This window comes from Nostoc sp. KVJ20 (assembly GCF_001712795.1).
GTDB lineage: Bacteria > Cyanobacteriota > Cyanobacteriia > Cyanobacteriales > Nostocaceae > Nostoc.
In genome coordinates this window covers 24,387-41,817 of sequence record NZ_KV757622.1, presented here as the reverse complement: position 1 = coordinate 41,817, position 17,431 = coordinate 24,387, and the positions used below count along the sequence as shown (strand labels likewise).

The following is a 17,431-nucleotide window of genomic DNA, read 5'->3' as shown; positions in this document are numbered from 1 at the left end:
ACTTGCTCCTGTAGCCCAATTGGAAGAGGTGGCAGACTTAAAATCTGTTTAGTTGTGGGTTCGACTCCCACCAGGAGTACCACGGGATGTAATTCAGCGGCGAGAAGCCATGCTTTGGGAGCATGGAGTCGCAGGTTCGAGTCCTGCCATCCCGATATGCCCCTGTGACGGAACTGGCATACGTGCTGGAATCAGAGTCCAGATTTTGCAGGTTCAAATCCTGTCGGGAGTACCAAAATATCTGGGTGTGGCGCAGATGGGAGCGCGGGAGTTTCGGGAACTCCAGGTCGCAGGTTTAATCCCTGTCACTAAGATTTTGCCCTTGTAGCCCAATGGAAGAGGCGCTTCGCTTAGAACGAAGAGGTTGCTGGTTCAAATCCAGTCAGGGGTATTGGTGAATATGCGGCAACGGTAGAGCAAGTGCCTTACAAGCAAGAGGTTGCAGGTTCAAATCCTGCCAGGACTACCAAATATTGGGAGTGTAGCTCAATGGAATAGAGCTTCGAGCTTCTACCTCGAAAGTTGTGGGTTCGAGTCCTACCACTCCCGCCTAAACAAGTCAAAAGTCAAAAGTCAAAAGAATGAATTTAATTATTTCTCTTTCTTTTTAGTTTTTACTTTGCTCTTTTTACTTATTTGATGGGGTCATAGCTCAAATGGTTAGAGCGCCTGTCTTGCAAGCAGGAGGTTATGGGTTCAATTCCCATTGATTCCACTGATGGTGTTTGAAGCCAAAGTGGTAGAGGCGCTGGTTTGTGGAACCAGTCATAGCGGGTTCAAGTCCCGTCAGACACCCCTGAATGGAAGATGCCGCTGAATGGATGGCAACTGGTCTTGAAAACCAGGGTATGGGCAACTGTAGGGGTACCCTACGGGAAGCAAGCTACGATTCCTCCATCTTCCTCTTTTTCCACCTGAAGCCGAAAAGCGAGGCGCTGTGCTGATAACACAGAAATAGGAGGGGCAGTACCTCCCTGGTGGATTTATATGTAGTGTTGGTGTTACAAAGATTGCGATGTAATGCAATCGCACTTGCTCATTTCTTTTTCTTAACTAGGGTGGTTGGCATACCGGCTGTGCAGCGGGCTTTTAACCCGCAGAAATAGGTTCGACCCCTATACCACCCACTAAACAATTAAAAATTTAAAATTAAGAATTAAAAATTAAGAATTGCAATTTTAGCTAGATTTTTGGCAATTGCTGATATGCAATTTGAATGCACATTGGGTTATGAATAGCAACTAGCGATCGCTAGTTGAGCATGTTGCAATAATATATCTTTATCCAAAGCATGTATGGGATATTGCGGTGTTACTGCCAGTAGTTTCTCAATTCTTTCTCTGGCGGCCTCCACTACTGATTCGTCTAAACTACCCTTGGTGAGGGAATCGACGAAATCTTCAGCAATTTTATATGTTCTTTCAATAGATGATGAATTAATATTACGCGAAACAATAAACAGGTCGCAGCCTGCATGAAATGACTGCGCCACAGTACCAGGTTTCATAAACATCTCTGAGATAGCTTTCATATCTAAGTCGTCAGATACAACAACTCCCTTAAAGCCAAGTTCCTCTCTCAGTATGGTTTTGAGGATAGTTTGGGAAAGGGTTGCTGGCACTTCAGCATCTATCCTGGGAAATAAGATATGAGCAGTCATAATCAAAGGAATCTGTACTTCGATTAAAGCTCTGAAGGGTATAAGTTCTCGAAGTCGCAGGTCTTCTAGAGTTAAATTCAGTATTGGTAGTTCAATGTGAGAGTCCTTACTGGTGTCTCCATGTCCGGGGAAGTGTTTGGCGCATCCCAAAATTCCTGAATCTCGAAGTCCAAAGTAGTAGTCACGCGCACCTTGAGTAGCTGTTTCGGGAGTGTTACCAAAGGCGCGAGGCCCAATCACGGGGTTGTTGGGATGGGAAAAAATATCTGCTAAAGGTGCCCATGATAAATTGATGCCCAGTGATTTTAATTCTATAGCTGTGGCTTTTGCTACTTCATAGGACTGCGATCGCAACAACAACCCATGAGGAAAACGGGTAATTGGCGGTGGTGTACGAATTACACGACCTCCTTCATGATCCAGAGTTATGAACATTGAGTCACGTTCAGCATATTCTCGTATTTGGCTGTTCAAATCCTTGAAGCTTTCCAGCCAAACCTGATATGGAGTGCCATCCAAAAAATTCTTAGCGAAAAAGATCACCCCAATCGGTTTTAATTCATTGAGTGCGCGTTTATCGTCATCGCTTAATGTCGTGCCAGAAATACCTAGAATCAGGTGATGTCCAAAGCGCTTTAGCTCCTGCGATACACTCATAATCTTTTACCTATAAGTTGTGAGGTAAACAACTGGGTTGTTGAACCTAGAGGACATAAATATTTATCCTACCCTGAGGGGAGCAGAAAGTTTTCAAAGCAGTCTTTAACCAATACCAGACATTTACTCAAAGCAAATACACGAATTAGCAAAGAAATCAACTACTTTAAGACAACATTTGGGATTACATTATTTTCAGTCAAAGGAAATACTTTTGTTTTCCTAAATCTTCTGCATGTTAATCATGTAAATATAGATGAAATTCACGCCGCAAAGCTATTACCAACAATGGTATTGGCAATTTACTTGGGCAGGTGCGCGTAGATAAAATTTCCTTTGCAAAAAGTTTTTTGGGGAAGCGATCGCACAATAACTGCCAAATGTAACGGATTGCAACGTATAATGAGAACGATAAAACGGTTAAGAAATATTGAAGAGCAGTAGGGTTACATGCGAGTAGCGATCGCGGGAGCGGGACTAGCAGGACTTTCCTGCGCGAAATATATTACAGACGCAGGTCACACACCCATTGTCTTGGAACGTCGAGACGTTCTGGGCGGTAAAGTGGCCGCGTGGAAAGATGCTGATGGAGACTGGTACGAAACAGGACTGCACATCTTTTTTGGGGCATATCCCAATATGTTGCAGTTATTCAAAGAACTGGACATTGAAGATCGGTTGCAGTGGAAAGAACACACAATGATCTTCAACCAGCCGGATGCACCAGGTACTTACAGTCGTTTTGATTTTCCAGATTTGCCGGCACCGATTAATGGTATAGTGGCAATTCTGCGAAACAACGACATGCTGACATGGCCAGAAAAAATCCGCTTTGGCATCGGGTTGTTGCCGGTCATGCTTCAGGGGCAAAAGTACGTTGAAGAAATGGACAAATATTCCTGGACAGATTGGCTGCGTAAACACAACATTCCAGAACGGGTCAATAAAGAAGTTTTTATTGCCATGGCCAAGTCGCTGAATTTCATTGGCCCAGATGAAATTTCGGCAACCATTCTTTTAACTGCCCTAAATCGTTTCCTCCAGGAAAAAAATGGCTCGAAAATGGCCTTTCTGGATGGTTCGCCAACAGAGCGGTTGTGTCAGCCCCTAGTAGATTACATCACCGAACGCGGCGGAGAAGTCCGCTTGAATGCCCCCTTGAAAGAGATTTTGCTAAACGCCGATGGCACCGTGAAGGGATACTTGATTAGGGGGTTGAATGGGGAAGAAGATGAAGTTTTCACGGCAGATTTGTATGTATCTGCCATGCCCGTTGACCCTCTAAAGGTCATCTTGCCAGCACCTTGGAAGCAAATGGAGTTTTTCCAAAAGCTAGAAGGCTTGGAAGGCGTACCTGTAATTAACGTGCATCTATGGTTTGATCGTAAACTTACGCAAATTGATCACTTGCTATTTTCGCGATCGCCCCTCCTAAGCGTTTATGCTGATATGAGCAATACCTGCCGTGAATACGCCAACCCCGATCGCTCGATGCTGGAATTAGTTCTAGCCCCGGCAAAAGATTGGATTGCCAAATCCGATGAGGAGATTGTGGCTGCAACTATCGCCGAGTTAGAAAAACTCTTCCCCGACCACTTTGGAGGAGACAATCCAGCAACTTTGCTGAAATCTCATGTGGTGAAAACGCCCCGTTCAGTTTACCAAGCGACCCCTGGTCGTCAACAGTACCGTCCCTCACAAACAACCCCCATTGCTAACTTCTATCTCAGCGGGGATTACACCATGCAACGCTACTTAGCCAGTATGGAAGGTGCCGTACTTTCTGGTAAGCTGACAGCGCAGGCGATTTCAGAGGCCCTCCCGGTAGCAAATTCCTCAAACCTGCAAACGCTCACCCGACCGCCCGCAACGAATGCTGCAACTGCCTGAATCCCCACCGCGCATGAAAACGCTGGTCTCTCTGGACGAGTCCTACGAACTTTGTCGTCACCTCATAGCCAAGTATTCCACGACTTTTTACCTCAGTACTTTGCTCCTGAGCAAAGAAAAACGTCCTGCTATTTGGGCAATTTATGCTTGGTGTCGCCGTTTAGATGAACTGGTGGATGGGCCCGCATCTGCTATCACCACGCCAGAAACCCTAGACCTATGGGAACAGCAGCTCGAATCGATGTTTGCTGGACACCCATTGGACAACTTCGATGTAGCCTTGGTAGATACCATTCAACGTTTCCCGATGGACATTCAACCCTTTAGGGATATGATTGCCGGTCAACGCATGGACTTATATCGCAGTCGTTATGAAACCTTCGAGGAGTTATACCTCTACTGTTACCGTGTTGCTGGCACTGTCGGCTTGATGTCAACAGCAGTAATGGGGTTGGATACTACCAGAAATATAGCTCCCTGGAACCGTGAAAAACAGCTATATATTCCCATCGAAGAAGAAATTGCCTTAGGAATTGCCAAGCAACTCACCAACATCTTGCGCGATGTGGGCGAGGATGCCCGAAGGGGAAGGATCTATATTCCCCTAGAAGATTTGGCAAGATTCAACTACACCGAACAAGATTTGTTCGAGGGTGTAGTGGATGAACGCTGGCGTTCCCTAATGCGCTTTCAAATTGATCGAGCACGACAGTTTTATAAAAAAGCAGAAAAGGGAATTTCCCACTTATCTTCTGATGGTCGTTGGCCTGTGTGGGCGGCTCTGATGCATTACAGTGGAATATTAAGCGTAATTGAACGTAACGATTATAATGCCTTCACTCGACGCGCCTACGTCCCCCAGTGGCAAAAGTTACGCTCTTTGCCCGTAGCTTGGATGCGATCGCAAGTCCTTTAAAAAATTAGTCATTTGTCCATAGTCTTTAGTCCCTAGTGTTTTGTAAATAACCAACGACCAATGACCAATGACAAATGACTATTGACTCTTCCCAACAAACCTGCTAACATTGATATTCGTGAGTCAGGAGAGGTGGCTGAGTGGTCGAAAGCGGCAGATTGCTAATCTGTTGTACGGCAGGCAACTCCGTACCGAGGGTTCGAATCCCTCCCTCTCCGTTTTCCAGCCTTTGATACACGGTATATATTCCGTGTACAAAAATAATTACTAATGCCGGGGTAAATACCTCTACTCCTGAAGATGGATGATATGATTTATCCTTTGGAGTCTTGATTAAGATACAGCTAACTTATAAATATAGTTTGAATCTTATTTTAGACTCCTAAATATCTGAGGAGTTAAACTTATTTATGAGAAAAATTAGCGCAGCCTTAACCTTCGGTATAGCTACCCTAGCAACTGGGTTCCTAGTTGGGGCTTGTGGCGATAATAGTACCCCCAATGGCACAGCTAACAGCGGAAGTACCGCAACCCCAGCGGCAAACTCAACTACCACAAGCAGTTCTAAAGGGCTAAAAATTGGTTCCCTGCTACCGACAACAGGCGACTTGGCTTCTGTAGGACAGCAGATGCTAGGTTCTGTCCCTTTACTTGTTGATACAGTCAACGCTTGCGATGGAGTGAATGGCGAACCAGTTACCTTGGTGCAAGTAGACGACCAAACCGACCCCAAAGCTGGTGCTGCCGGTATGACCAAACTAGCAACCTTAGATAAAGTAGCTGGTGTAGTTGGTTCCTTTGCCAGTAGCGTTTCTAGTGCAGCAGTTTCCATTGCCACGCCGAATAAAGTGATGCTGGTTTCCCCTGGTAGTACCAGTCCCGTTTTTACTGAAAAAGCTCAAAAAGGCGACTTTAAAGGCTTTTGGGCACGTACTGCTCCCCCCGATACTTACCAAGCACTAGCTTTAGCCCAACTTGCCAATAAAAAAGGTTTCAAGCGAATTTCTACAGTCGTGATTAATAACGACTATGGCGTTGGCTTTGAAAAAGCATTTGTGCAAACTTTTGAAAAATTGGGTGGAACTATCGTTAATAAAGATAAGCCTGTCCGCTATGACCCGAAAGCCCAGACATTTGATACAGAAGCGGCGGCGGCATTTGCAGGTAAGCCAGATGCAGTACTGGCTGTACTCTACGCGGAAACTGGTAGTTTGTTTCTAAAAGCCGCCTATCAGCAAGGTGTGTCCAAGGGAGTACAGATTTTGTTGACAGATGGAGTTAAATCACCTACTTTCCCAGAACAAGTTGGCAAAGGCAGTGATGGTAAATATATTTTAACTGGAGCGATCGGTACAGTACCCGGTTCCGATGGTAAAGCACTAGAAAGTTTCAACAAACTGTGGAAGGATAAAAAGGGTGGTGCGCCAGGGGAATACGCTCCTCAAGCTTGGGATGCTGCTGCTTTATTGACGTTGGCAGCACAAGCTGCTAAGGAAAATACAGGCGTTGCTGTAGCTAGCAAAATCCGTGAAGTGGCTAATGCGCCTGGAACAGAAGTGACCGATGTCTGCGAGGGACTGAAGTTGCTTAAACAGGGTCAAGATATCAACTATCAAGGAGCCAGCGGCAATGTAGATGTTGATGTCAATGGTGATGTGGTCGGTGTTTACGATGTCTGGACGGTAGGAGACGATGGACAAATCAAGGTGATTGACAAAGTTACCCCTAAGTAGAAAGCTAGGAGTTAGGAGTTATTAGTTATGAATTTAATCTTAATTACTCCTAACTCCTAACTCCTAATTCTTAAAACCCACTGAAGTTGTAACCAACTCCTAACAATAAGCCCACATCAGTTTGGTCGAAAAATCCTGCATTCACAGAGGCCGTCGCTGTGAATTGAGGAGTTAAAGGCACATCAATGCCACCAGATACTAAAAAGGCAAATTGCGAATCATCACCAGTTTTGTAAGCTGCACCCACTCCTACATAAGGTGCAATAGGCAAAGGCTCGCTAAAAGCATCTGCTGATTGGAAGTTAAAATCGTAGGTAATGGGAAGTAGAACTGTGGTGTTGTCCCCAATTACGGCTGAGGGTCGCACAGATATAGAATTTGTTAGTCCGATTTTGCTGACTACCGCGAAGTTACCGTCGCCTAAAGATGAGTCCCCACCGCTCAAACCAATGTTAGCAGCGATGCCAACATAGCTGCTGCCGCCACGGGTACTTCTACCTAAATCAATATCCGATTGCGCCACTCTGGTATCAGATGGTTGAGCAGTAGTTTGAGAAGTCGATTCTACAAACTTAGATGTGAGTGTTACAGATGAGGTTGCCACTGTGCCTGGAATAGGTGTAGACGTTACACTGGCGTTTTCCTGTATCGCAGTGTTGGGTAACTGCTGTACCTCAGTTAAATTTGTTACTGTAAATTGCTCAGTTGTTTCTGTAGAGAGATTTTGGTTTGCAGTGTCTAATTCTGCACTAAACTCGTTGGAAGACGCTACGGTTGCGGAAGGCTCAGTTAAGGGCTGAGTGTTCAACGTTTCCACTGTCTGAGCAGTTGCAGATAAGCCGCTACTCAGAAATGCAAGAGCAGCTATACTTGGCAACCAAAAAACACCTTTACGAAGAAAAATAGTATTCACATTCACTCCTAAAACAATATTGCCACGAAAAATAAAGGTTTTTGTTGATTTTAGTCAACAAATTCGGGCAGTACTCAAAATTTAACACCAAAAAATCGGTTTTTACATCCTGTACTTTACTTGATTTCTCTCGTTAATATTTACTAGCAAAAAATTAAATACTATAACAATCTTGAATCATTCCTGATAAACAATATCTCCGACAACTTTTACAAGTCGGGGATATGTGGGTTGCAATTTTCACAAAATTAAATAGGATTGCTATATATTGTGAATATCCTGAATTTGGCAGATGACAAAATCTATCTTGGCTTAAAGAAAAGAGAGTATTTGTTGAAGAGGTCATCAGGATTGCGACCTTTCTGATGAAAGGGAGAAGTTTTTTTTCAGCATAGCTGACTTGCCACTTTTGGCGGCTTGATTGTGAAGTGATATTACAAAGCTTGCAAAAATATTTAGAAATTGTCTACAAGGCAAACATAGTTCTAACGTAGAACCTATTAGGAGAGACTTGAGGCTAATGTGATGAGCGAAAATAATATTCAAAAGTATCGGTTTGTCTGTACTCTGACTTTTGGTGATATCTACGGTCAAATAATTGTTTGGTTAATTACGATTACTCTAAGTTTGGCATCAGCTTTGGCGTTAATGGGTGCCAAGCGACCTGTGTACGCTTTAGCGACGGCGGGTCTTGTCGTTCTGCTATCGCTACCTTTCTTGTTGTTTGCGTTTGTCACTACCTTGTTAAATCATATTGAAGTCACTCCTGTAGGCCCGGGAACCAAAATGGAACCCATGCCAGGTAATGTGTCTCAGCAACAACCTGTACAAGCAACTAGCTAAAGAGTTAGGAGTTATCAGTTATCAGTTATGAGTTACTTTATCTGTCTCATAACTCTTCATTTTTAACTTTTCACTCCTAATTTCAAATATTTGTCATAATGTCCCTGTCTATAGGCAGGGAATTTTTTTTGTAGAGATGCCGCTGTTGCAATGCACTACCTGATTAATCACATCTCTACAATAGAACAGCAGTGGTTTGCAGTCGGGGGCTAAATATGATTGAACATGATGTGATTATTGTTGGTGGTGGATTGGCAGGGTGTCGCGCTGCTGTAGAAATTGCCCGCACTGACCCTAGTTTAAATATTGCTGTGGTTGCTAAAACCCATCCAATTCGTTCCCATTCAGTTGCGGCTCAAGGTGGTATGGCTGCGTCACTGAAAAATGTTGATTCAGAAGATAGTTGGGAAGCACACGCTTTTGATACTGTCAAGGGTTCTGATTACTTAGCAGACCAAGATGCTGTGGCAATTCTCGCCCAGGAAGCGCCAGATGTGGTGATTGACTTGGAACACATGGGCGTTTTGTTTTCTCGCTTATCCGATGGGCGCATTGCCCAACGGGCTTTTGGCGGACATTCCCACAACCGCACTTGCTACGCCGCTGACAAAACTGGTCACGCGATTTTGCACGAATTGGTTAATAATTTGCGGCGTTATGGGGTGCAAGTTTATGAAGAGTGGTACGTGATGCGTCTCATTTTAGAAGAAAATGAGGCGAAGGGTGTGGTAATGTTCCATCTTTTGGATGGACATATTGAAGTGGTGCGGGCTAAGGCAGTGATGTTCGCCACAGGGGGCTATGGTCGCGTTTATAACACTACCTCTAATGATTACGCTTCTTCGGGTGATGGTTTGGCGATGACTGCGATCGCAGGTTTGCCCCTGGAAGATATGGAATTTGTGCAGTTTCATCCCACTGGTTTATATCCGGTAGGGGTGCTGATTTCAGAAGCGGTACGGGGAGAAGGGGCGTATCTAATTAATAGTGAAGGCGATCGCTTTATGGCGAATTATGCACCTAGTCGCATGGAACTGGCTCCTCGTGATATTACCTCACGAGCGATCGCTTACGAAATTCGCGCCGGACGTGGTATTCATCTTGATGGAAGTGCTGGTGGCCCCTTTATCTATTTGGATCTACGTCATTTAGGCAAAGAAAAAATTATGAGTCGCGTTCCCTTCTGTTGGGAAGAAGCCCATCGCTTAGTAGGCGTTGACGCGGTAACTCAACCGATGCCAGTCCGGCCGACAATTCACTATTGTATGGGTGGTATCCCAGTTAACACCGATGGGCAAGTCCGCAGTAGTGGCGATGGCTTAGTTGATGCTTTCTTTGCTGCGGGTGAGACATCTTGTGTTTCCGTACATGGTGCAAATCGTTTGGGGAGTAATTCACTACTGGAGTGTGTGGTTTATGGTAAAAGGACTGGGGCTGCGATCGCCAAATTTGTCCAAAAACGTAAGTTACCGTCTGTAGATGAGCAACGGTATGTAACAGAAGCCCAGCTACAAATTCAAGCTTTGCTAGAACAACCAGGACAGTACCGAATTAACCAAGTCCGTCAAGCTTTTCAGGATTGTATGACTGAGTACTGTGGTGTTTTCCGCACTGAGGCATTAATGAGTGAAGGGTTGCACAAATTAGAAGAAATACAACAGCAATATCCGCAAATTTATTTAGATGACAAAGGTAGTTGCTGGAATACCGAACTCGTGGAAGCTTTGGAATTGCGAAGCTTGATGGTAGTGGGACAAACTATTTTGGCATCAGCTTTAAATCGCCAGGAAAGTCGGGGCGCTCATTTCCGCGAAGATTATTCTCAGCGAGATGATACAAACTTCCTTAAACATACAATGGCTTACTATTCACCAGCGGGAATTGATATTCAATATCGTCCGGTGGCAATTACTATGTTTGAGCCAAAAGAGCGGAGGTATTAGCCAAAAGTAAATTTATGTGAGAAATCGAGGGGCTACAAAAATTTTGTCCACCTCGATTAAGAATATGAAATGATTAAGTTATCAATTAGAACCTAATTGTTTCTGAATCACAGCTATTATCTTTTCTTCCCAAGCCGGATCATTTAATTGTATTGCAGCATCACGATGACGAGATTTTCGTCTATCCATGTAAGCATAAAAGGCTTCCTTATCATCCTTGTGGGTAAGAAGGTAACTCTTTAGCTCTTGGTCGCTCATTGCTGTATAGTTTACCTGATTCATAGTTCTATACTACATTCATGGTTCTATACTACCATCTGGCTTAATTTCTAGCTCTATTCCTTCATCTTGCCCAGCTAATATAAATATATTGAGCGATCGTTCATCTAATCGCACGATGTGAATTGGCTGAAACATCACATTTGTAAGTTGATGGCAAAGTCTATATAAGGATTGTAGCTGTTCTACTCTTGGTTGTAGATCGTACATGAATGTTTATCTTTATGAATTCATATGTAACACATTTAATCATATAAACTCATCAAATGATGCTCTCATAGTTGTGATTCTCGCATCCTATTTAGCATTCCAAATGAACTTCCCTTTCTCACCGGGATACGCTGCTCCCTCTTTGTCGCGCCACTCAAAGTATATTTCGATTGGCATTTTCAAATTCTTCATCAAGTGCAAAGTGTTACGCCACGCTAGATTTGAATCTACACCCTGTATAGAAATGTTTACCTCTGGCAAGTAGTGAAAACCAGAATTAATTTTTTCACCCTTAACGACATGAGATAGAGTTAGTTTGATCAGATCCTCTACAGAAAATCCTTGTCGAATAGCAATTTCGTGCGCTGCATCAACAATTTTGTTCCAGTTCGGTTGATGAATTTCCTGACCACCAATGACGGCTCGAAGCACTCTGGTATGGTGCAAATTGCTTACAGCATCAGGTTCAATAACTCTATAATTTTCAGTTTCAGAAACTTGCTGAGGCTGATAACGTGCCTCATATTCATTCAATAACTTCTCAATAACAGTGATGGGTGTATCCTCGAAAGGGACAGCTAGAGCTTGGAGCCTTTTGTAAATGGGATCAGGTATTCTGATAACTGGCATCATATATCCTTGTGTATTTACTCTTCTCTATATAGATGTAACACATGTATATTTAAAATGCCAACTACTTTCTAATCTGTATCAGTCCATCCAGATTTTCTGCTACGGCCAAAAGATAGCGAATTAACAGAGAAAATCTTTTGAGTGTAGAGTTAGCTACAGAAACGACCCTCAAGCATCTAGGATATTATTGATCCGTAAAAAACTGATTATACGATTACACTTGCTAAATCCCAAATTCAGCAAGTGCAAAGATATTTTCTATATGCAGTAAAATTCTGACTATAAAAACAAGATTTTTATTTAAAATATGAATAATCCACAAACTTGGTATATTGTCAAGCATTCTGCTGGAAACTGCGAAATTATCCCCAGCGACCAAGTTGGCGACGATAATTTAGAAATTATAGAACAGTGGGGGCCTTTTAGCTCGCAAGAAGAAGCGATCGCTCGGCGTGTCGGACTTATTCGGGCTGGGAAGTGCCAACCAGTTTAAGTTAGGAGTTTTGAGTTAGAAGTTTTGAGTTGACAATGACAGTCTTTATTCCTAACTCCTCACTATTAACTCCTAACTTTATTCCTGCCTCTTCATTTTTCTGCTGTGGTTGTGCCCTTAACAGCAATTTTTTTACCTATCACTTCCACTGCTTTAGCGAATTGAGGGTCTGCTAAAGTAGCAAGTTTGTCACGTTCGTTGAGCCACAAATCTTGTCGCTGGGCATCGGTCAAATCCACCTTCACATCTGGATCAATACCATGCTTATTAATATCTCTATCATTGGGCGTGTGGTATTTGGCAATTGTCACCGCTAATCCTGAGCCATCTTCTAGTGGACGTACTGATTGCACTAATCCCTTCCCAAAGGTTTGAGTACCCACCAAAGTTGCACGTTTGTTATCCTGCAACGCTCCTGACAGGATTTCGCTGGCACTGGCTGAACCTTTATCCACTAATATCACCAACGGTTTATTTGTCAAAGCACGTCCGTTTGCGACTTCTCGCTCTCGTTCACCTTTGCGGTCAATGGTAGAAACAATTGTGCCTTTATTCAACCACATCCGGGCAATATCTATACTGGAGTAAAGTAAGCCGCCTGGATTACCACGTAGGTCAAGGATATATCCAGCTACTCGTTTGCTTTCTAAATCTTTGATGGCGCTTTGCATTTCTTTACTAGCACCAGCGCTGAACTGGTTTAAGCGAATATAACCAAGATTCCCTGCTGGAGTTTTCTTTTGGGAATATTTAACCGGATGGATTTCAATCCGCGCTCGTTTGATGTCAAACTTTCTCGTCTGACCATTGCGCTGAATAGTTAAGCTGACTTGCGTTCCTGCTTCACCTCTAATCAAGGATACTGCTTGATTAGTATCCATTCCCTTGGTGCTTTTGCCATCGATTTGGAGGATGACATCTTTCGCTAAAACACCAGCTTTAAACGCTGGCGTATCTTCGATTGGCGCAATTACAACTAATTGCTTTGTTTTTTCATCCTGACTGATCGTGATCCCAATCCCTGTAAGTTCCCCAGAGGTATCCACTTGCATATTCTTGAATTCCTGTGGGTCCATAAACCGGGTATATGGATCTTCTAGCTTTTTCAGCATTTCCCGAATGGACTTATACGCTTCCTGGGGATTACTGTAGGACTTGCTTAAGTACTCCTTACGAACAGCCTGCCAATCTACCTGATTAAAAGTACCGTCTACATATTGGCGCTGAACAATTTGCCAAACTTCATCTACCAATTCTTTGGGACTTGCTTTAAATAAAGCCTGACCTCGCGAATGAATGCCAAGGCTAGTAACAGCGATCGTGGAGAGTGTCACTGCCGTAGCACCCAAAACAAGCCTACTTTTTGTAATCACCATAATGACAGTTGCGTCAGAGGGAAAATTTATAGTCAGTATGCTCAATCTAACACAGGCTACTACTGTACAGACCAAGCATGTATTCTTAATTTAAACAAAATACTTGACAATCCGGCGAACTTGGTATTTAAAAGATACAAAATTTTTGGGAGTGGTTAATGGCTTCCAAGGGTAAGTATTTAAGAAAGGCATAAGATAAGCAGGCAAAATACTTATTAAATGTGTTGAAGGATGGCAAACAGGGCAGTTTTTATTGGCATAAAACCCAGATTATTCATCCAAAATGTGCCGAAATACATCTGTGTGCTATGGTAATCGCTAGTGGCAAGCGAGTGGTGGTGGTTCTATTTATGCCTGTATGCCTATTAAGCTTCATTTCCCAACTGAATGTCTCTCAAATCACCCTCTCTACTGCGTGATGATTAAATACTTACACTTAAACGCCACTCATTACTCCTGAATCCTTAAATAAATTTTCCAGCCCCCTAAACAATTGCTGGAAAAATCCGATATGTCACCTACAATAGAGATAGCGGAGACGAATGTTTCCGTTCACTCCTCACACCACACTCCGCCCGGACTACTGTTCGGGCGGTTCCTTATGTTTGTAAATAAATTCTAGAGCTTCTTTGCAAATGTACATCCTCGCACTCCCAAGCTGAGGTTTTTGCTATGGTAGAATTTTCACCAAGCTCAGATATTATTGGCGAAGGTTTTAGGCATGTCAACAGCCGCACAAGTTACCGATTCTAGTTTCAAGCAAGAAGTACTCGATAGCGATGTACCCGTTTTAGTTGACTTTTGGGCACCCTGGTGCGGACCATGCCGTATGGTAGCTCCTGTTGTCGATGAAATCTCCGAACAGTACAAAGGTCAAATAAAGGTCGTAAAAGTCAATACTGATGAAAATCCTAATGTTGCTAGTCAGTACGGCATCCGCAGCATTCCTACATTAATGATTTTTAAGGGTGGACAAAAAGTCGATATGGTGGTTGGCGCCGTGCCTAAAACTACATTAGCTTCCACTCTTGAAAAGTATCTTTGAAACTCAATAGGCAATAAAATCCTTTTGAGTTATCCATGTTCTTCTAACTTGAGGTTAATTTTTATAAACAAGTTTGAGAGGCGTAATTTATCGTTTTTCAAACTTGTTTACATTTGTATACAGTTTGATAAGATATTTAGGAATTTTCTACCTCAAAAACAACTCATTAGAGAATGGAGCATGGGGCATGGGGAATGATGTTATGTTACCAATGCCCAATGTCCAAGCGACGGGGCGATTATCCCTCTCCACAAAGGGATGGAGTTTCCCGTAGCTTTCAATAACTAAATTTATACCGATTTGAAAACATAAGAATTCACACCAGTCCAGATTGGTATTAGTTGCTATGTAAATACAGAAATTTTCATACCAGACAGCTTTTATCAGGGTTTGATCACAACCTAATTGCGATCTTAGTTAGTTTGTTAGAACCCAGAGGAAGATTAAGAGCAACAATAAAACAAGTCTCTTAGAAGAAAATCTTAGCTGATGTATTTCTAATTAAGTTCCACAAATGTTGAAGTAGCGATATATTTTGATAATCTATCTTCCATAAATCAACTGTTCGTTGTTGAATCTATGAAGTCTTATTTAGCCGCCGCTATTCAATTGACCAGTGTGCCCGATCTACAGAAAAATTTGGCACAGGCAGAAGAATTAATAGAGCTTGCCGTGCGTCAAGGTGCTGAATTGGTGGGTTTGCCAGAAAACTTTTCCTATATGGGAGAAGAAAAAGATAAACTCGCACAAGGGGATGCGATCGCTCTTGAAAGTGAAAAATTTCTCAAAAAAATGGCTCAACGCTTTCAAATTACGATCTTGGGCGGCAGCTTTCCACTTCCCGTAGACAATACAGGCAAAGTTTATAACACAACTCTACTCATTGACCCAAACGGTCAAGAACTTGCCCGCTACTACAAAGTACACCTATTTGATGTTGATGTCCCCGACGGTAACACTTATCGCGAATCCAGCACGGTTGTAGCTGGTACGCAACTCCCCCCCGTCTATTTCTCAGAAAAACTCGGTAATCTAGGACTTTCTATTTGTTATGATGTCCGCTTCCCTGAACTGTATCGTCACCTGGCAGATAAGGGAGCTGATGTTATCTTTATTCCCGCTGCTTTTACCGCCTTTACTGGCAAAGACCACTGGCAAGTATTACTACAAGCCAGAGCCATCGAAAATACCGCCTACGTCATTGCTCCTGCCCAAACAGGTAACAACTACAGCCGCCGTCTAACCCACGGACATGCCGTTATTATTGACCCTTGGGGTGTAATTTTAGCCGATGCTGGGGAAAAGCCGGGAATTGCGATCGCAGAAATCAAGCCTACTAGGCTCGAACAAGTCCGCCGTCAAATGCCCTCTTTGCAGCATCGGGTGTTTTAGGGATTGGGGAATGGGGATTGGGGAATGGGGAATGGGGAATGGGGAATGGGGAATGGGGAATGGGGAGCAGGGTGAAAATTCCTCTCCTCAGCCCCCCGTCCCTCTGCCTCTTTTCAATGCCCCATGCCTTATTCCTAATCCTTGATGAATAAAACAAAAAACCGGGTGTTTACCCGGTTTCTGACAACATTAAAAATCTCAGTTTTTTAGGGGCATAGTTTTGCTATGCTCCTATTTATTTAGTTGTCAAAATTAAACTTTAGCAGCAGCTTTGGTAACAACGTTAAGTTCACCCTTAGCATACTTAGCAGCAAAATCTTCCAAAGAAATTTGCTTAATCTTGCTGGCGTTGCCAGCTGTGCCAAATTGCTGATAGCGTTCAGCACAAACCTTCTGCATATATGTGATGGAAGGCTTGAGGAAGTGACGGGGGTCAAATTCTTCTGGTTTTTTAGCCAAAGCTTCACGTACAGCAGCAGTAATAGCCAAACGGTTATCGGTGTCGATGTTTACTTTACGTACACCACTCTTAATACCTTTTTGGATTTCTTCTACAGGTACACCGTAGGTTTCAGGAATTGCACCACCATACTGGTTAATCAGTGCAAGCAAATCTTCAGGTACAGAAGAAGAACCGTGCATTACCAAGTGGGTGTTGGGCAAACGGCGGTGAATTTCTTCAATGCGGCTGATTGCCAAAATTTCCCCAGTAGGCTTGCGGGTAAACTTGTAAGCACCGTGGCTTGTGCCAATGGCAACAGCCAAAGCATCTACTTGGGTTGCTTCTACGAATTCAACAGCTTCATCGGGGTCGGTTAGAAGTTGTGAGTGGTCGAGTGTACCCTCAAACCCGTGACCATCTTCAGCTTCACCAGCACCAGTTTCTAGAGAACCCAAACAACCGAGTTCACCTTCAACGCTCACACCCAAAGCATGAGCTACATTTACAACTTCGCGGGTAACATTGACGTTGTACTCGAAGCTAGCGGGTGTTTTTGCATCAGCTTCTAAAGAACCATCCATCATCACGCTGGTGAAGTTGTTCTTAATTGCTGAGTAGCAGGTAGCAGGAGCATTGCCATGATCTTGGTGCATGACAATGGGAATGTGAGGATAGGTTTCTACCGCCGCCAAAATTAAGTGGCGGAGAAAGTTTTCTCCTGCATAATTACGAGCGCCGCGTGAAGCTTGCAAAATTACGGGGCTATCTGTCTCGACAGCAGCCTTCAGGATTGCCTGAATCTGCTCCAAATTGTTAACGTTGAAAGCTGGGATGCCGTAACCGTTTTCAGCTGCGTGATCCAACAGCAGCCGCAGTGGTACAAGCGCCATAGATAGTCCTCCTAATGTGGTTGTCAGCTAGTCGGTCTGAGAGAAGCGCAATAATTACGCTAAATCTTAAGAGTTTTTTCAACTTATAGGAAATTATAACTAGTGTCGTGTATCTA

The 17,431-nt window shown here is 43.4% G+C and carries 15 protein-coding genes and 10 tRNA genes; 18 read left to right on the top strand and 7 right to left on the bottom strand.

Features of this window, described 5'->3' with window-relative positions; all coding sequences use genetic code 11:
* Nucleotides 1–4: 4 nt before the first annotated feature.
* The 9 genes from A4S05_RS16280 (at nt 5) to A4S05_RS16240 (ending at nt 1,127) form a co-directional block, all read left to right on the top strand.
* Nucleotides 5–82 (top strand) — tRNA-Leu (locus tag A4S05_RS16280).
* A tRNA-Pro gene (locus A4S05_RS16275) sits at nt 83–155 on the top strand.
* Between the two features lie 3 nt (nt 156–158).
* A tRNA-Leu gene (locus A4S05_RS16270) sits at nt 159–235 on the top strand.
* Between the two features lie 5 nt (nt 236–240).
* Nucleotides 241–315 (top strand) — tRNA-Pro (locus tag A4S05_RS16265).
* Nucleotides 316–318: 3 nt separating this feature from the next.
* Nucleotides 319–391 (top strand) — tRNA-Leu (locus A4S05_RS16260).
* 84 nt (nt 392–475) lie between these two features.
* Nucleotides 476–549, top strand: a tRNA-Arg gene (locus A4S05_RS16255).
* Nucleotides 550–641: 92 nt separating this feature from the next.
* Nucleotides 642–715, top strand: a tRNA-Ala gene (locus A4S05_RS16250).
* Between the two features lie 6 nt (nt 716–721).
* Nucleotides 722–795 (top strand) — tRNA-His (locus tag A4S05_RS16245).
* Between the two features lie 261 nt (nt 796–1,056).
* Nucleotides 1,057–1,127 (top strand) — tRNA-Lys (locus tag A4S05_RS16240).
* Nucleotides 1,128–1,228: 101 nt separating this feature from the next.
* Here the strand turns inward: A4S05_RS16240 and A4S05_RS16235 are convergent.
* Nucleotides 1,229–2,317: a glycoside hydrolase family 3 N-terminal domain-containing protein gene (locus tag A4S05_RS16235; RefSeq protein WP_069070858.1), complete on the bottom strand. Its 1,089-nt coding sequence runs from the start codon at nt 2,315–2,317 to the stop codon at nt 1,229–1,231.
* 450 nt (nt 2,318–2,767) lie between these two features.
* Between A4S05_RS16235 and pds the strand changes: the two genes are divergently transcribed.
* The 4 genes from pds (at nt 2,768) to A4S05_RS16215 (ending at nt 6,856) form a co-directional block, all read left to right on the top strand.
* Nucleotides 2,768–4,207, top strand: a complete 1,440-nt coding sequence (gene pds / locus A4S05_RS16230; RefSeq protein ID WP_069070857.1) for a 15-cis-phytoene desaturase — start codon at nt 2,768–2,770, stop codon at nt 4,205–4,207.
* On the top strand, nt 4,191–5,123 hold the full coding sequence (gene crtB, locus A4S05_RS16225; protein WP_069070856.1) for a 15-cis-phytoene synthase CrtB: 933 nt from the start codon (nt 4,191–4,193) through the stop codon (nt 5,121–5,123). Before pds ends, crtB begins: the two co-directional genes overlap by 17 nt.
* 126 nt (nt 5,124–5,249) lie before the next feature.
* Nucleotides 5,250–5,341: transfer RNA gene (locus tag A4S05_RS16220), tRNA-Ser, on the top strand.
* A gap of 192 nt (nt 5,342–5,533) precedes the next feature.
* Nucleotides 5,534–6,856 carry an ABC transporter substrate-binding protein gene (locus A4S05_RS16215; RefSeq protein ID WP_069070855.1) on the top strand — a complete coding sequence of 441 codons (1,323 nt, stop codon included), beginning with the start codon at nt 5,534–5,536 and terminating at the stop codon, nt 6,854–6,856.
* Between the two features lie 70 nt (nt 6,857–6,926).
* On the opposite strand, the gene A4S05_RS16210 is transcribed toward A4S05_RS16215, so the two are convergent.
* Nucleotides 6,927–7,769 carry a hypothetical protein gene (locus A4S05_RS16210; protein WP_069070854.1) on the bottom strand — a complete coding sequence of 281 codons (843 nt, stop codon included), beginning with the start codon at nt 7,767–7,769 and terminating at the stop codon, nt 6,927–6,929.
* Nucleotides 7,770–8,294: 525 nt separating this feature from the next.
* Between A4S05_RS16210 and A4S05_RS16205 the strand changes: the two genes are divergently transcribed.
* Nucleotides 8,295–8,612, top strand: coding sequence for a hypothetical protein (locus tag A4S05_RS16205; protein WP_069070853.1), 318 nt, complete (start codon nt 8,295–8,297; stop codon nt 8,610–8,612).
* A 215-nt stretch (nt 8,613–8,827) separates the two neighbouring features.
* Entirely contained in the window at nt 8,828–10,555 is a 1,728-nt protein-coding gene (locus A4S05_RS16200) for a succinate dehydrogenase/fumarate reductase flavoprotein subunit (RefSeq protein ID WP_069070852.1), read from the top strand.
* 81 nt (nt 10,556–10,636) lie between these two features.
* Here the strand turns inward: A4S05_RS16200 and A4S05_RS16195 are convergent, their stop codons facing one another.
* From A4S05_RS16195 to A4S05_RS16185, 3 genes are all read right to left on the bottom strand, one after another.
* Nucleotides 10,637–10,813, bottom strand: a complete 177-nt coding sequence (locus A4S05_RS16195) for a DUF6887 family protein (RefSeq protein ID WP_370684453.1) — start codon at nt 10,811–10,813, stop codon at nt 10,637–10,639.
* Between the two features lie 39 nt (nt 10,814–10,852).
* Nucleotides 10,853–11,044 (bottom strand): DUF6888 family protein, encoded by a 192-nt coding sequence (locus A4S05_RS16190; protein ID WP_069070850.1) that lies wholly within the window; start codon nt 11,042–11,044, stop codon nt 10,853–10,855.
* An 87-nt stretch (nt 11,045–11,131) separates the two neighbouring features.
* Nucleotides 11,132–11,677: a T4SS efffector SepA family protein gene (locus A4S05_RS16185; protein ID WP_256090994.1), complete on the bottom strand. Its 546-nt coding sequence runs from the start codon at nt 11,675–11,677 to the stop codon at nt 11,132–11,134.
* 307 nt (nt 11,678–11,984) lie between these two features.
* On the opposite strand from A4S05_RS16185, the gene A4S05_RS16180 reads away from it, so the two are divergent.
* A complete protein-coding gene (locus A4S05_RS16180; RefSeq protein ID WP_069070848.1) occupies nt 11,985–12,170 on the top strand; it encodes a DDE transposase family protein in 186 nt (61 codons plus the stop codon).
* A 92-nt stretch (nt 12,171–12,262) separates the two neighbouring features.
* On the opposite strand, the gene ctpC is transcribed toward A4S05_RS16180, so the two are convergent.
* Nucleotides 12,263–13,546: a carboxyl-terminal processing protease CtpC gene (gene ctpC, locus A4S05_RS16175; RefSeq protein ID WP_069070847.1), complete on the bottom strand. Its 1,284-nt coding sequence runs from the start codon at nt 13,544–13,546 to the stop codon at nt 12,263–12,265.
* Between the two features lie 721 nt (nt 13,547–14,267).
* On the opposite strand from ctpC, the gene trxA reads away from it, so the two are divergent.
* Nucleotides 14,268–14,591, top strand: coding sequence for a thioredoxin (gene trxA, locus A4S05_RS16170; protein WP_069070846.1), 324 nt, complete (start codon nt 14,268–14,270; stop codon nt 14,589–14,591).
* Nucleotides 14,592–15,170: 579 nt separating this feature from the next.
* Nucleotides 15,171–15,983, top strand: coding sequence for a carbon-nitrogen hydrolase family protein (locus A4S05_RS16165; protein ID WP_069070845.1), 813 nt, complete (start codon nt 15,171–15,173; stop codon nt 15,981–15,983).
* 252 nt (nt 15,984–16,235) lie between these two features.
* On the opposite strand, the gene fba is transcribed toward A4S05_RS16165, so the two are convergent.
* Complete coding sequence (gene fba / locus A4S05_RS16155) at nt 16,236–17,315, bottom strand: class II fructose-bisphosphate aldolase (protein ID WP_069070843.1); 1,080 nt, start codon at nt 17,313–17,315, stop codon at nt 16,236–16,238.
* Nucleotides 17,316–17,431: the final 116 nt, after the last annotated feature.